General features: G+C 57.9%; 10 protein-coding genes. 4 read left to right on the top strand and 6 right to left on the bottom strand.

Annotated features, from left to right (window positions below; all coding sequences use genetic code 11):
• Positions 1-15 precede the first annotated feature (15 nt).
• Genes glgX through treZ form a run of 3 tightly spaced genes read right to left on the bottom strand, consistent with a single transcriptional unit; the run spans position 16 to position 6,460 of the window.
• Complete coding sequence (glgX, locus tag EGO56_RS10420; RefSeq protein WP_135908970.1) at positions 16-2,091, bottom strand: glycogen debranching protein GlgX; 2,076 nt, start codon at positions 2,089-2,091, stop codon at positions 16-18.
• Positions 2,092-2,150: 59 nt separating this feature from the next.
• Positions 2,151-4,679 carry a malto-oligosyltrehalose synthase gene (gene treY, locus EGO56_RS10415; protein ID WP_135908968.1) on the bottom strand — a complete coding sequence of 843 codons (2,529 nt, stop codon included), beginning with the start codon at positions 4,677-4,679 and terminating at the stop codon, positions 2,151-2,153.
• Complete coding sequence (gene treZ / locus EGO56_RS10410) at positions 4,676-6,460, bottom strand: malto-oligosyltrehalose trehalohydrolase (protein ID WP_135908966.1); 1,785 nt, start codon at positions 6,458-6,460, stop codon at positions 4,676-4,678. Before treZ ends, treY begins: the two co-directional genes overlap by 4 nt.
• A 428-nt stretch (positions 6,461-6,888) precedes the next feature.
• On the opposite strand from treZ, the gene EGO56_RS10405 reads away from it, so the two are divergent.
• On the top strand, positions 6,889-7,185 hold the full coding sequence (locus tag EGO56_RS10405) for a hypothetical protein (RefSeq protein WP_135908964.1): 297 nt from the start codon (positions 6,889-6,891) through the stop codon (positions 7,183-7,185).
• A 58-nt stretch (positions 7,186-7,243) separates the two neighbouring features.
• Here the strand turns inward: EGO56_RS10405 and EGO56_RS10400 are convergent, their stop codons facing one another.
• Entirely contained in the window at positions 7,244-8,500 is a 1,257-nt protein-coding gene (locus EGO56_RS10400) for a mechanosensitive ion channel family protein (RefSeq protein WP_135908962.1), read from the bottom strand.
• Between the two features lie 224 nt (positions 8,501-8,724).
• Here EGO56_RS10400 and EGO56_RS10395 point away from each other — a divergent pair, with 224 nt between their 5' ends.
• Entirely contained in the window at positions 8,725-10,383 is a 1,659-nt protein-coding gene (locus tag EGO56_RS10395) for a methyl-accepting chemotaxis protein (protein ID WP_135908960.1), read from the top strand.
• 251 nt (positions 10,384-10,634) lie between these two features.
• On the opposite strand, the gene katE is transcribed toward EGO56_RS10395, so the two are convergent.
• Positions 10,635-12,899, bottom strand: a complete 2,265-nt coding sequence (gene katE, locus EGO56_RS10390; protein ID WP_135908958.1) for a catalase HPII — start codon at positions 12,897-12,899, stop codon at positions 10,635-10,637.
• 387 nt (positions 12,900-13,286) lie between these two features.
• Between katE and zinT the strand changes: the two genes are divergently transcribed.
• Positions 13,287-13,937 (top strand): metal-binding protein ZinT, encoded by a 651-nt coding sequence (gene zinT / locus EGO56_RS10385; protein WP_135908956.1) that lies wholly within the window; start codon positions 13,287-13,289, stop codon positions 13,935-13,937.
• A gap of 109 nt (positions 13,938-14,046) precedes the next feature.
• Positions 14,047-14,331 carry a helix-turn-helix domain-containing protein gene (locus tag EGO56_RS10380; protein WP_135908954.1) on the top strand — a complete coding sequence of 95 codons (285 nt, stop codon included), beginning with the start codon at positions 14,047-14,049 and terminating at the stop codon, positions 14,329-14,331.
• Positions 14,332-14,437: 106 nt separating this feature from the next.
• Here EGO56_RS10380 and EGO56_RS10375 read toward each other — a convergent pair whose 3' ends face one another.
• Positions 14,438-14,803: an MmcQ/YjbR family DNA-binding protein gene (locus tag EGO56_RS10375; RefSeq protein ID WP_110331864.1), complete on the bottom strand. Its 366-nt coding sequence runs from the start codon at positions 14,801-14,803 to the stop codon at positions 14,438-14,440.
• Between the last annotated feature and the right edge of the window lie 43 nt (positions 14,804-14,846).

Raw genomic sequence — 14,846 nt, 5'->3', positions numbered from 1 at the left:
TAACCTGCTCAGCGACTAGGGACGTCTGAACAGGGCGAAGCTGCGTCCTTCCAGCTCGAAATCCTTCTCTTTAGTGATCACCAGACCCCGCTTCGCCACATCGCTGGTGGTCAGCTCCAGCACCCAGCCACCTTCGCCAAACTGCGGAATGCGGAAGGGCACATTGCCTTCGAACGGGTTAAGCAGCATCAGAACGTCATGCCAGATGCCTTCCTCGGTCTGCAGATCCGGCCGGCCGATATAGACGCCCAGCGTTGAGCCTTCATCCCACTGCTCACTCTGCTGGAAGCCGCCACCGGCGTTAAACCACTTGATATCCATGCCGTCACGCCAGTTTTCACGGCGCAGCAACGGCTGCTGAGCACGCAATGTCAGGATCTGACGGGTGAACTCGCGCAGCGCCTCCGCGGACTCTGGCAGGTTGTCCCAGTGTACCCAGGAGATTTCGCTGTCCTGGCAGTAGCCGTTGTTGTTACCCATCTGGCTGCGGCCAAACTCGTCGCCTGCCAGCAGCATCGGCGTGCCGTGAGAGAAGATCAGCGTGGCGAGGAAGTTACGCTTCTGACGCTCGCGCACCGCGTTAATGCCCTCGTCATCGGTCGGGCCTTCAACGCCGTAGTTACAGGAGCGGTTGTCGTTGTGACCGTCGTTGTTGTCTTCGCCATTCTCATCGTTATGTTTGTCGTTGTACGACACCAGATCGTTGAGCGTGAAGCCATCGTGGGCGGTAATGAAGTTGACGCTGGCCCACGGACGACGACCGTGCTGGTCGTAGAGATCGCCGGAACCCAGCAGGCGGGCGGCAAAGTCGGTGGAGACGTTGTTGCCTTTCCAGTAGTCACGCACCGTATCACGGTACTGATCGTTCCATTCTGCCCAGCCGGGCGGAAAGCTGCCTACTTGATAGCCGCCCGGACCGATATCCCAGGGTTCACCAATCAGCTTTTTCTGCGACAGAATGGGATCCTGCATCACGGCATCGAAGAAGCCGCCGCGCGGGTCGAAACCATCCGGTTCGCGGCCCAGAATCGTGCCGAGGTCGAAACGGAAGCCGTCGATATGCATCGACTCAGACCAGTAACGCAGCGAATCGAGCACCATCTGCAGCACGCGCGGATGCGAGGTATTCACGGTGTTGCCGGTACCGGTATCGTTGATGTAGTAACGATGCTGGTCGGGCATCGTACGATAATAGGAGAAGTTATCGATGCCTTTAAACGACAGCGTCGGGCCCAACTCATTACCCTCGGCGGTGTGGTTGTAGACCACGTCGAGGATGACCTCAATACCGGCATCATGGAAGGCGCGCACCATGTCACGGAAGCCCTGAATGCCGCGTGGCCCGAAGTAGCGGGTCGCGGGCGCAAAGAAGCCCAGCGTGTTGTAGCCCCAGAAGTTTTTCAGTCCCTTATCCAGCAGATGCTGATCGTCCGGGAACCAGTGCACCGGCAGCAGCTCGACGGAGGTAATGCCCAGGCTTTTGATGTAGTCGACGGTTGCTTTGTGACCCATACCGTCAAAGGTGCCGCGCAGCTCCGGCGGCAGTGCGGTGTTGAGCTGCGTAAAGCCTTTCACGTGGGTTTCATAAATGACGGTTTTCGGCCACGGCACATTCGGGCGGTTTTTATCCTGCCAGTCGAATTCATTCGGGTCGATCACCCGGCACTTAGGCGTAAACGGGGCGCTGTCACGGGTGTCGAACGTCAGATCTTTATCGTCATGGTAGAGATCGTACGCGAAGTGCGCCTCGTTCCACGCGATGTCGCCCGCAAGTTCACGGGCGTACGGGTCGAGCAGCAACTTGTTCGGGTTAAAACGGTGACCATTTTCCGGGTCATAAGGGCCATAGACGCGATAGCCATAGAGCGCGCCGGGCTTCAGGCCCGGAATATAGCCGTGCCACACTTCGTGGGTATATTCCGGCAGCTCCAGCCGGGCAATTTCCGTTTTACCGCTGGGATCGTACAGACAGAGTTCAACCCGCTCGGCGTGGGCGCTGAACAGGGCGAAGTTCACGCCCTGACCATCAAAATTGGCCCCCAGCAAATGGCTGTAACCCGCCGTAATTTCAAAACGCTGACTGTTTGACATTTATGCCTCGTTATTCAGTGAACAGATTGACGCGTAATAAACTAAATTCTTCCCGAAATTTACTGTGCCACCAGCACGGCGCACCACTGCGACGCCAGTTCTGTCAGCGGCAGCTTGTCGCCTGCATCAAGGGTTTTACCGCTCAGCACATCCTGATAGCGGCGCTGACTCAGCGAGGCGGGCAGGGCGATATGGGTATCAGCCCAGCGCGCCTCGGGCGGCTGATCGAGATTCTCCGGCAGTGAGTTAAAGACCCGGCGTGAGACAATCACGATGACCGCCTGATCCTCACGGGTGCGGGCAAAAGCGAGCACCTTGTCCTGATGTTCACCCTCTGTCGACAGCGCCAGATAGTCACCGTGGCGGAACAGCTCTGGCTGCTGCTGACGCAGCGTTAACAGCTTCACAATGGCCTGTTGATTGACCTGACCGCGCAGCCAGTGCGCCTCACTGCCGTCCTGCTGCGGCGTGTTAAGCATCGCCGCCAGCGCATCAAAATCGGGTTCGCGGCGGTTATCGGGATCGACCAGGCTGAAGTCCAGCGCCTCGCTGCCCTGATAAATATCGGGTACGCCTGGTGCGGTAAGCTTCACCACGGTCTGGGTCAGGCTGTTGACCAGGCCGGCACGCATAAAGGGTTGCAGCGACTGGCAGAAATCATTCAGGAAGGCGCTGTTGCCAGGCGCAAGCAGATGACGCGCATAGCTCAGCACCGCCTCTTCATAGTCATCGTTATTGTCGGCCCAGTCGGTGCGCAGTTTGGCTTCACGCATCGCTTTCTCAACATAGACCACAAAGCGGGCTTCCAGCGCCGCCAGACCTTCCGCATCCTGCGGCTGCAGGGTGGTCGGCCAGACGCCGGCCAGCGCTTCATACAGCATCCACTCCACGGCCGGTTCCGGTGCCGGGCCATCTTTCAGGCGTACGACGTGATCTTTGTTCATCTCCCGCCAGCGGCTGACGCACTCCGCCCAGCGCTGTGGCGCTTCGGTCAGGGTATAGAGCCGCGCACGGGCATCTTCGCCGCGCTTGGTGTCGTGCGTTGAGGTACCCGACAGCGCATCGGGCTGATGTTCGCGCCGCGCCTGCATCTCTGAATGGAACTGATCCAGCGAGAAGTGGCGTGCCAGCGGTTCAGCGCCGACTTCATTCAGCGCCAGCGCCATGTGCTGGCGGAAGAAGAGGGTGTCCTCGACCGATTTCGCCATCAGCGGGCCGGTCAGCTGCTGGAAGCGGGTGCGGAACTGCGTGGCATCGTCACGGGCGGAATCGCCCAGCTCTGCACGCAGAATGCGGGTCAGGAAATCGAGCGCCTGCGTGTCCGGCGCGTGGTCGCTGGCTTTCACTTCGCTGACCACCTGGTCCAGCAGCGCGGTATCGGCGGGCGTCAGGCCCTGTGGCGTGCCATAAGTGCGGTAAACCGGGAAGGCGACCAGCAGCTCACGCAGCGCATTTTTCAGCTCCGCTTCCGGCTGAGTCGTGCCCTCTGCAGCGGCAATCTTCAGTGCCAGTTGCAGTAAGCGGTTAAATTCACCGGCAAAGTTGCGGTTCGCCATCAGCAGCTTGGCGGCACGCAGCTCCGCTTTCATGTCGACGGTTTTGCCAATCACGGCCTGATAGGCTTTACGCAGTCCGCTCAGGCGAGCGCTGTCGACCAGCAGATTGGCGAGCGCGGCCATAAACTCATAGCCGGTGGTGCCGGAAACCGGCCATTCGTCCGGTAACTGTTCATTGTCACCAAGAATTTTCTCCACGGTGAGATAGCAGTCGGGACCGGCAGCCTGGCGTAACTGCTCCAGATAGCCGCGCGGATCGGCCAGACCATCCACGTGGTCGACGCGCAATCCCTGCACCGCGCCGCTGTGGACCAGTTCGAGGATCAGCTGTTGCGCGGCATCAAAGACGGCTTTGTCTTCCACGCGCACGCCGACCAGACCGGTCACTTCAAAGAAGCGGCGATAGGAGAGGTCGCTGGGCGCATCGCGCCAGGACATCAGTCGCCACGGCTGCTGGTCGTGCAGCTCGGCGATCTCTGCGGCGTCGCGCAGGGCGAGCACCGCCTCTTCGCGATCCTGCCAGGTCTCAGGTTTCAGCGGATAGAAATTGTCGAAGTAGGCCAGCGCTGGTTTGCCGGTCTGCGGATCGCGCTGCACGCTGATATCACCGTTTTCCAGCACCGCCTCAAAGGTGTCACCGAGGAACGGCAGCGTCAGGCGACGAGACCAGTCGATATCGAAATAAGTGGCATAGCGACTCTGTTCGCCATGTTCAATGACGTCGTGCCACCACGGGTTCTCCAGCGAGGCGGCCATATGATTCGGCACGATGTCGAGGATCAGCTCCAGCCCGGCCGCTTTCAGCGCGGCCACCATGCGGTCAAAACCTTCCCGGCCACCAATCGATGGCTCGATCTGGTTTACGTCGGTCACGTCATAGCCGTGGGTTGATTCAGCGGTGGCGCTGAAGATCGGCGAGGCGTAAAGATGGCTGATGCCCAGCTGTTTCAGGTAGGGCACCAGCGCCGCCGCACGGTCAAAGGTCATGCCGTTGCGGAACTGGATGCGGTACGTTGCGGTTGGAATAGTCATTCTGCTTCTCTCTTAGCCAGACGCACCACGATAGCGTTGGGAATCAGTTCGGTTGCGGTCTGCGGCCAGGCAAACAGCGTTTCACCCGGCAAATCGGGAATCGGCTGCGTGCTGTCGCCGACGTTCAACGCCAGTGACAGCGTGCCCTGCGGGAAGTCCCAGCGCACCGCCAGGAAATCGTCTGCGGTTTTCACCACCTGACCGGCATCACCGCCAGCGGTCTGCAGCAGCGGCACGATATGTTCCTGACGCAGCGCCAGCAGATGACGCGTCAGTGCCAGCCACTGCTGACCTTCCGGCGTTTCTGTGCGCTGCCAGTCGAGTTTCGACTGTTCAAAGGTGGTGACATCGTTAGGATCCGGCACCGTTTCGCCGTGACCGGCATGGCCTTCAAACTCCCGGGCGCGACCTTCACGCACCGCTTTAGCCAGATCGCCGTGGAAATCGGTGAAGAACAGGAATGGTCGGGTTTCGCCATACTCTTCGCCCATAAACAGCAGCGGAATGTGTGGCGAGACCAGCAGCATGGCCAGCAGCACCTGCGTCCGCTCTGCCCCTGCCAGCGAGACCAGCCTTTCGCCCTGCGCGCGGTTGCCCGTCTGGTCATGGTTCTGGATGAAGTCGACAAAGGCGACCGGCGGCTGACTGCTGCTCTTCACGCCGCGCGGCTCGCCCGACTGTGCTGAGACTTCGCCCTGATAGACAAAGCCTTCTGCCAGCGCCCGCGCTACCCGCTGCGCCGGCTGGTCAGCGAAGTCCTGATAGTAGGCGTGGGTTTCACCGGTTGCCAGCACATGTACGGCGTTATGGAAGTCATCGTTCCATTCGCCGTTAAACAGCGGAGCATCTCCGTTGTCGTCGCGCGGATGCAGGAAGGTGACGTTTCGGCAATCTTCGGTAGTGAGGTGAATGGGGCGATCGGTAATGGTAGCGCGGATGCGCTCGGCAATCTCAATCAGCACATGCTTTTCGCTGGGATCGTCAATCTGATCGATGGCATCAAAGCGCAGGCCATCCAGATTAAACTCCTGCAGCCAGTAGAGCGGCGCTTCCACGATATAGCGGCGCACCGCATCAACGTCATAGGCGATACCGGCGCCCCACGGCGTCTGGCGCTCTTTATGGAAGAAGTCCGGCGCGAGCAGCGGCAGATAGTTGCCCTCCGGGCCGAAATGGTTCAGCACGATATCCAGCACCACCGACAGGCCGAGACCGTGTGCCGCATCGATAAAGGCTTTAAAATCATCCGGCGAACCGTAAGCCGCATGCGGTGCATAGAGCAGCACGCCATCGTAGCCCCAGCCGCGATTGCCGCCAAACTGCGATACCGGCAGCACTTCAATCATGGTGATGCCGGTTTCGGCCAGCATCGGCAGCTTCTCTATCGCCGCCCGGAAGGTGCCTTCCTGGGTAAAGGTGCCGATGTGCAGTTCATAGACCACTGACTCCGTCCACGGACGACCCTTCCAGCCGGTGTTCTGCCACTGATACGCGTCAGGATCGATCACCAGTGAGGGACCGTTAACCTCCGCTTTCTGGGCGCGGGCGGCGGGATCGGGCACGGCCGTGCCATCCGCCAGCACAAAATCATATTCGGCATTCGCCGCCACACCGGTAACCTGGGCTTCAAACCAGCCGTCAGCCTGCGGTGTCATCTCAATATCTTTACCGGCGAGACGCAGCGTCACGCGTTGCTGACCGGTTGCCCAGAGGCGGAAACGCACCTCGTCACTGGCAACCCGTTCAGCGCCCCAACTTTTAGAAAAAGATTTGGATTCCATTCAGTTGCCTCATTTAGCCTGGAAATACGCGATGGTGACCACCGCGCGAATAGGATGTCGATGACGTAAGCGTCAAAAAATCGTAAAGCAATCAGTGAGACCCGGATGCCAGGTGGGCTGGCGCGCCTCTTCAGCCAGGAAGCTGGACTGGTATTCAGCGTGATGCGGCGGGAAGGAAAAAGTGAGACCGCTTCCACGCGGCATACAGAGAGTAATCATAGACTAAGATGTTGCAGTCGCAGGGCGGCAGGCCGTTCAGGCGCATTAATTTGCGTTAATTGCTCTGAATCGGCCTCTGACCGGGGGAAATCATGGGGGGCAGGCCCAGAAAATCCTGCCGGATGGCGCGGATTCGCTATAAGCTTAAGCGCGATCGCGCAGGTCACGCTGGAGGATCTGCGGCGCTGAACATTTCAAAAGGATATTACGTGAGGAAACGCGTTCTGTTAGTCACGCTGCTGCTGTTGATTTCCGCCTGTTCTAACCGGGTCGGACACCGGCTGGACAACCGTAATCTGCAGCACATTCATGCCGGTCAGACGACCAAAGCCCAGCTGATTTCGCTGTTTGGTCAGCCTGACAGTGAGACGCCTTACCCGGACGGTCAGCGGTTGCTGAAGTGGACCTACAGTGAGGCGCGCACCCTGAACACTACCGAAGGGCAGACGCTGACCGTGCAGATGAAGAATGACAAAGTGCTGAACTATGCGCTGAGTAAAAGTTAATGATCTGAGCCACAGCGAGCTACCGTGGCGGTGCGGGACCGCCACAGCAGGTCACGGTTTACGGCATGCCGTTTGGCTCTGCCTCTCCGCTGACGGGACGCGGCTGCGCCAGACGGGCGAAATCAGACCCGGCCGGATGCTGGTAAATCTGCAGTTCAAAGAACCGGGACATGGCATAGATATACTCAAAAATCGCCGCCTGAGTATTTTCATAATCGGCCCAGAAAATGGATGAGGTGAAGCAGTAGATCTCCACCGGCAGCCCATCCGGCGACGGCTTCAGCGGCCGCACCACGATATACATCTCTTTCATAATGTCATCGCGCTGGGCCAGCCAGGCACTCAGGAATTTACGGAACACCATCAGATTGGTGATGCCGTTCTCCATAAACCAGCGGTCGCCGACGGCATTGATATCCCGTCCATCCAGCAGCTCAGTGATCGTTTCGCCCGCGAGGCGGAGCTGGCTCATCGCCTGCAGCATCTCCTGATTCACAAAGGTGATCGACTTCTGATCAAGATAAAAGCTGCGCATGATGCGGCGCGCGCCCGAGGAGAACATCGCCTGCCAGTTGGTGTAGGTTTCGGTCAGGAAGTTCTTGGTCGGAATGCGCGAGATGGTGTTGTCCCAGTTGCGGATGGTGATGGTATGCAGCGCAATATCGATCACCTCGCCGCTGATGTTTCTGTCCGGCATCTCAATCCAGTCGCCCAGTTGCAGGACATCGTTGGAGGAGAGCTGAATATTCGCCACCAGCGACAGCAGTGTATGCTGGAAGATCAGCATCAGTACCGCAGCGACCGCACCCAGCGAGGAGATAATAATCGCGGGCGACTTGTTGGACATAATCGCCAGAATCATGATCGCGGCGATGATATGCACCAGGATTTTGCCAATCTGGATATAGCCTTTGATCGAGTGATTCTTACGCTTCGATTTGCGCGAGTAGGAGTTGTTAACAATCTCCAGCACTTCGTTGAAGAAGATCGACAGATAGACAAAAAACAGAATGCCGCAGATGGTCTGAATCGCCACTTTCAGATTTTCAGGCAGGCCGGGCATAAATTGCAGGAAATTGTAGACCACAATCACCGGCACAAAATTTGACAGCTTCTGAGAGAGGCGGACATCTTTATCCAGCGGAACGTCTTTTTTATGACTGCTGAAAAAGACCTTCCTGATCACTTTGACGATGAAAAATTTGCAGATCAGGTGAGTGACCATTCCGGCCATGATCAGCAGCAGCAGGCTGAAGCCGATCGACAGCACCCGGTTTCCCTCAATAAAACTCATCAGACTCTGAATGTAATGCATGTTAACCACGTGCGAAAAATGTAAGGGGCGAATTCAACCACAGCACGGGGTCGCTTGTTAAGCGCCGAATGCGTTCAGGCGGCGTCACACCCTTTTTTCAGCGCAGTACGACGTGCTGGCAGCATCCGGTGTGGTGCGGAGAGCAGGCTTCTCTGCGACTGCGCTCAGATAAATTCCTCGCTGGCCGATAACAGCTTTATCTTCTCTGATATGAGTCTGCGGACATGCTTAAAAATCTTAAAATAACTCACGGTATTCTGGCGGTGCTGGCCGTCTTTATTACGTTACTGACCCTGACCGGATTTCTGTTCTACAACGGTGTGTCAAAAGCCGACAAAAACTTCGTGGCGGCCGAGCAGCTGACGCTGCAGCAGCAGCACCTGAGTGATGCGGTGAAAACCCTGATTAAAACCCGCGTCACCATCAACCGCGTGGCGATCCGTTTCCTGAAAAATCAGCAGGACCCTAAATCGCTGGCGGCGATGGCGGCGCTGCTGGAGCAGGCGGGTCAGTCAGCGGAAAAGGCGGATGCAGATTTTAAAGCGTGGCAGGCGATGCCGCGTAAAGCAGGACAGAGTGAAGCCCAGTCGACGCAGGTTCAGACTGCTTATCAGCAGATGCGTGACACCATGCTGGCCTCTGTCACCTTTCTGAAGCAGGGCAACTACCCGGCCTATGGCAACCTTGAAGCGCAGGCGGCACAGGATCAGCTCGACACGGCCTATGAGGCCTGGCGTGCAGTGAACATCCAGCTGATGAAAGATACCTCTCTGCACAACCAGCGCAGCCTGACGGATGCACTCTGGGCGCTGCTGGCCATCGGCCTTATCACCGGCGTGATTGGGGTGGCAGTCTGGGTGGGGCTGCAGAAGCTGCTGATTAACCCCCTGGCCAGACTGACCGCTCACATGCGCGCTATCTCGGCCGGGGATTTAACCTCTGCGATTCAGCATGAGGGCCGCAACGAGATGGGCCAGCTGATTCAGGAGTTGCAGCAGATGCGTGATGCGCTGGTCGTGACCATTACTTCGGTCGATGACGCCACCCGCTCTATTTTCACCGGTGCCGCGGAAATTTCTGCTGGCAGCACCGATCTCTCCTCCCGTACCGAGCAGCAGGCAGCCGCGCTGGAACAGACCGCCGCCAGCATGGAGCAGCTCACCTCGACGGTGAAGCTCAACGCAGACAATGCACAGCAGGCGACCACGGTGTCGAAAGAGGCGTCAGCTACGGCACTGCAGGGCGGTGAGACCGTTGCCCGGGTGATTGCCAACATGGATCAGATCAGCGAAAGCTCGAATCAGATCGCCGGTATTATCGCCATTATCGACAGCATCGCCTTCCAGACCAATATTCTGGCGCTGAACGCTGCGGTTGAAGCCGCGCGTGCCGGTGAACAGGGGCGTGGATTTGCGGTGGTGGCGGGTGAGGTGCGCTCGCTGGCCGGACGCAGCGCCAGCGCCGCACAGGAAATTCGCGGACTGATTGACCGCTCAGCGGAGAGGATCAAAACCGGTGCCGGTCATGCTGCACAGGCGGGCACCGCGATGGAGAGCATTGTGAAGTCGGTGAGTCGTGTGACGCAGCTGATTGAAGAGATTGCGGCCTCCTCGACCGAACAGACGCGGGGCATTGAGCAGGTCTGCATTGCGGTCTCAGAAATGGATGGGGTGACGCAGCAGAACGCCGCGCTGGTGGAGGAGTCCGCCACTGCCGCCGCCTCGCTGGAAGAGCAGGCGAGCTACCTGCGTAAAACGGTGTCGGTATTCAAAACCGGCACGCTGCACGCAGCGTTCTCTGCCGCGCCGGTTGCGAAGGCGATTGCTGTGCCAAAACGTCAGCCTGTCGCTGTGACAGACAATGAGAACTGGCAGACCTTCTGATAATAAGGGTGAACCGATTTCTGGCTGTGTGATCGTGCCTGTACTGGGAACACGGTCAGATCGGAAAGACGCAAAAGATGTCATCCATGACTGCTCGGCCCGCGCCGTCCTTGACGCGGGACGCTTTCCTCTTCTGTCCGTGTTCCCAGCGCGTTGAGTCTGGCCGTTGCTGCCAGATTTACCCTGATTCAGGTTTATCAGCAGCCATAAAAAAACCGCCCCTGGAGGCGGTTTTTTATTTACTCAACGCATCAGGCCGGAACGGACTGTGCCTTCTGGCTGCGGGACCAGACGCGGTGCGCTTTCATCGCCTGCGTGAACTCCGACATCAGCGCGATCTCAGCGGAGTCGCCCTGCACAATGCCTTCTTCCTGATCGGCATCTTCCAGGCCGAACTGCGCTTTAAAGCGACGTGCGTCGCCCACCAGACCAATCACCTTAAGGTGTTTATAGGCTTCCAGCAGGAAGTAACGGGCATCGCCGCTTAGCAGCAGAGCATCGATATTGCCATTTGGCACAATGACCGCATCAAAGGTCAGAGAAGGCAGACCGGCAAAGGTGGCATCAACCGGCAGCACTGAACCGTCATCCGCGCGCACCTGGCCCATATGCGGTGCCAGCAGTTTGGTGTGCACACCTTCCGCTTTCAGTGCCTGCAGAATCGCCAGCACATCAGCGGCTTTCACGCCATCGCTCAGCAGCAGCGCCACCTGACGACCTTTAATCTCACCATCCGGGATGGCATAAAGGCTCAGGCTGTCATCTTTGGTCAGGCCGTTCACCGCTGCCGGCGGCTGGATATTAAGCTGCTCATCAGTCAGCGCAAGTCCAAGGTTATCCGCCACGCCCTGCGCCAGCTTAGTATCGATGCGTGCCAGATGATCGACCACGCGCTCACGGATATAGGCGCGACCCACTTTACTCAGCTCAAACGAGTAGGCACCAATGATGTGCTGCTGCTCAACCTCTGTCTGGCTGTTCCAGAACAGACGCGGCTGCGCATAATATTCACCGAACGACGGGCTGCGCTCGCGCACTTTATGACCTTCAACCCGCTCCTGATAGCTCTCGAAGCCGCCACCGGTTGCAGCAGGTGGGGTCTCGCGCGGCCAGTTGTCGTTGATCGAGTTCGGCTCGTAGTTTGCCGGATTGGTGTCGATATCCTGACGATGCATGCCCTGACGCTGGAAGTTATGGTACGGGCAGGTCGGACGGTTGATCGGGATCTCATGGAAGTTCGGTCCGCCCAGACGACTGATCTGCGTGTCGGTATAGGAGAAGAGACGACCCTGCAGCAGCGGATCGTTGGAGAAATCCAGACCCGGCACGATATGACCTGGGTGGAACGCCACCTGCTCGGTTTCGGCAAAGAAGTTGTCCGGGTTACGGTTAAGCACCATCTTGCCGACGATCTCTACCGGCACCAGCGCTTCCGGGATCAGCTTGGTGGCATCCAGAATATCGAAGTCGAATTTGAACTCATCTTCTTCCGGGATCAGCTGCAGACCCAGTTCATATTCCGGGAAGTCACCCGCTTCAATCGCTTCCCACAGATCGCGGCGATGGAAATCGGGATCGCGACCGGTCAGTTTCTGCGACTCATCCCACAGCAGCGAGGCTTTACCGGCCACCGGCTTCCAGTGGAAGCGGACAAAGGTCGCTTTGCCTTCGGCGTTGATCAGGCGGAAGGTGTGAATACCAAAGCCTTCCATGGTGCGATAGCTGCGCGGAATACCGCGGTCAGACATCGCCCAGATAACGTTGTGCATGGTTTCCGGCTGCAGAGAGACGTAATCCCAGAAGGTGTCATGGGCGCTCTGGCCCTGCGGGATTTCGTTGTGCGGCTCTGGCTTCACGGCGTGCACAAAGTCAGGGAATTTGTGCGCATCCTGAATAAAGAACACAGGCGTGTTGTTGCCGACCAGGTCAAACACACCCTCTTCGGTGTAGAACTTGGCGGCGAAACCGCGGATATCTCGCACGGTATCGGCAGAACCTGCGCCGCCCTGAACCGTGGAGAAACGCACGAAGACGGGGGTGGTCTGCTCGGGATCGCTGAGGAACTGCGCTTTGGTCAGATCTTTCAGGGAGCGATAAGGCTGGAAATAGCCGTGTGCGGCAGAGCCACGGGCGTGCACGATACGCTCCGGGATACGCTCATGGTCAAAGTGCGTGATCTTCTCACGCATAATAAAGTCTTCCAGCAGGGTCGGACCACGCGAACCGGCACGCAGTGAGTTCTGATCGTTGGCGATGCGTGTGCCCTGGTTGGTGGTCAGAGGGCGGTCGGTGCCGTTTTTGCGGCTGGCTTCAAGCTGGTCAAGTTTGGCGTTGTGTGTCTGTGGCGCTTTCAGGCTGCCCGGGGCGGTAGGCTGTTTGCCTGGCGGGGTCGGTTCGGCTGGGGGCTGATGTGAACCATCTTTCGGTGCCAGCGATCCCAGCCCCGGCTCTGATGATTCCGGGCCGGTGGTCGGCGCGCGTTCGCTCAGGGGTTTCTTCTCGGTTTCTTTCGACATTAATCCATGCTCCAGCTGTTATTTTACGTTCGGCGACACTAAATATAGAACAACCTGAACAATGCTGAGGTTAAATCCGCGATTTAAACCACCCCGCAGCGCCTTTTTTATCGGGTTCAAAACGCACGCTTATCTCTCAGCCCTCATTATCGCTTCGCTTATTCACGCCTTGTGCCGTCTGGCTTAGCGGCCTGTCAGTCCGCGCCCGCTATAGTAACAACCCACTTTTATGTCACGACAGTTCCGCTTGTTACCGGTGAGTGGGATGTACCAGAAGAGGCCCCTGACCATTAAATAAAATTAATGCCGGGAAGTGTTCATCAGGGTTGAATTGTGAAATGTTATATCATAACATTTCTGGCTGTTACATTAATCGGGGATCGGGCTTTGAAAAATCATGCAGGTAAATGGATGGGAATCGTCGGCGCGCTGTTAATCAGTCAGCAGGCGCTGGCACATGGTACGCATGCCCATGGAAAACCGTTGTCAGCGATGGAGCAGAAGGCGGCTGAAGGGGTTTTCGCTGACAGCGATGTGAAAGATCGTCCGCTCTCTGACTGGGATGGAATCTGGCAGTCGGTCTATCCGCTGCTGCAGAGCGGCGAACTGGACCCGGTCTGGCAGAAGAAAGCGCAGCAGGACAACAGTAAAACGGCAGAACAGTACAAGGCCTATTATCGCAAAGGCTATGCTACCGACGTCGAAACCATTGGGATCGAAAATGGCGTGATGGAGTTCCACGTCGGCGATAAGGTCAGCGCCTGCCACTATCACTATGCAGGCCACAAAATCCTGACCTATACGTCCGGGAAGAAAGGGGTGCGCTACCTGTTCGAGTGCCAGGACGCCAGCAGTCAGGCGCCGAAATATGTGCAGTTCAGCGACCACACCATCGGGCCGCGAAAGTCCGCCCATTTCCATATTTTTATGGGCAACCAGTCTCAGCAGGCCCTGCTGGCGGAGATGGACAACTGGCCAACCTATTACCCTTACCAGATGACGAACGCACAAGTGGTGGATGAGATGCTGCACCACTGAGTGCCAGGGCGGGGCTGATGACCCGCTGGTCACAGCGGGTACAGAGCGGTTATGCTCAGCTCAGCAGTCATGATCGCCGCGGCGCACCGTTTAGAGGAGATGTTGAACGATGAGTAAGAAATCAGTTTCGTGGACGACGGCCCGCAAAGAAATTTTATCTGATCCGGTTGTTCGTGAGCATTATGAGGCTGAAGTCAGGGCAGAGCATCTGCGCGAGCAGTTAGCCAGATGGCGTGAAAGTGCGGGAATGACCAGCGCCCAGGTCGCGGAGGCTCTCGGTGTCAGTCCCTCTGCGGTTTCACGCACCGAACGCCGCGCAGATAAAGCCACAGTTGAAACACTCGCCCGCTATGCCCGTGCCTGTGGCGTTGAAAATCCTCAGATCTCCCTCTGACCGACAGATGATGGCAGGAACCGATTCTGCCCCTGATCTGGATTATCCCTGCCATTAAATACACGTTCTCGCTGACGCGGGATAACGCCCATCCTCTCCGCCGCCTTTATCCCACCCACACCGGGCGGCGTGAGGCGGGGATGCCGCGCACCACCCGCTGATATGACTCTTCAACCAGCTGCTGAATCAGGCCTGGCGAGAGACCGTCGCCGGGATACACCGTAATCCAGTGGCGCTTATTCATATGGTAACCGGCAGTGATGGAGGGATAGATCACCCGGTGCAGCTCCGCCTGCTGTGGTTCGCATTTCAGGGTGATAATCGGCACGCCCCGCAGTTCGGTCAGCAGTAAAAACACTTTTCCACACACTTTATAAACCTGATGTTCCGGCCCGAATGGATAGCCTGATTCGGCGGCGGGCAGCCGTTCAGCCGCGTCGATAGCGATGCGCTGGATCGCGTGACCCTGCATAGTCTCTCTCCCTGTCATTATTCAGTCTGCTGCTGTGGCCCGC

The organism is Pantoea vagans, from assembly GCF_004792415.1.
GTDB lineage: Bacteria > Pseudomonadota > Gammaproteobacteria > Enterobacterales > Enterobacteriaceae > Pantoea > Pantoea vagans.
Note: the sequence above shows the minus strand (reverse complement) of the source record. Positions and strands in the feature narration are given on the sequence as shown.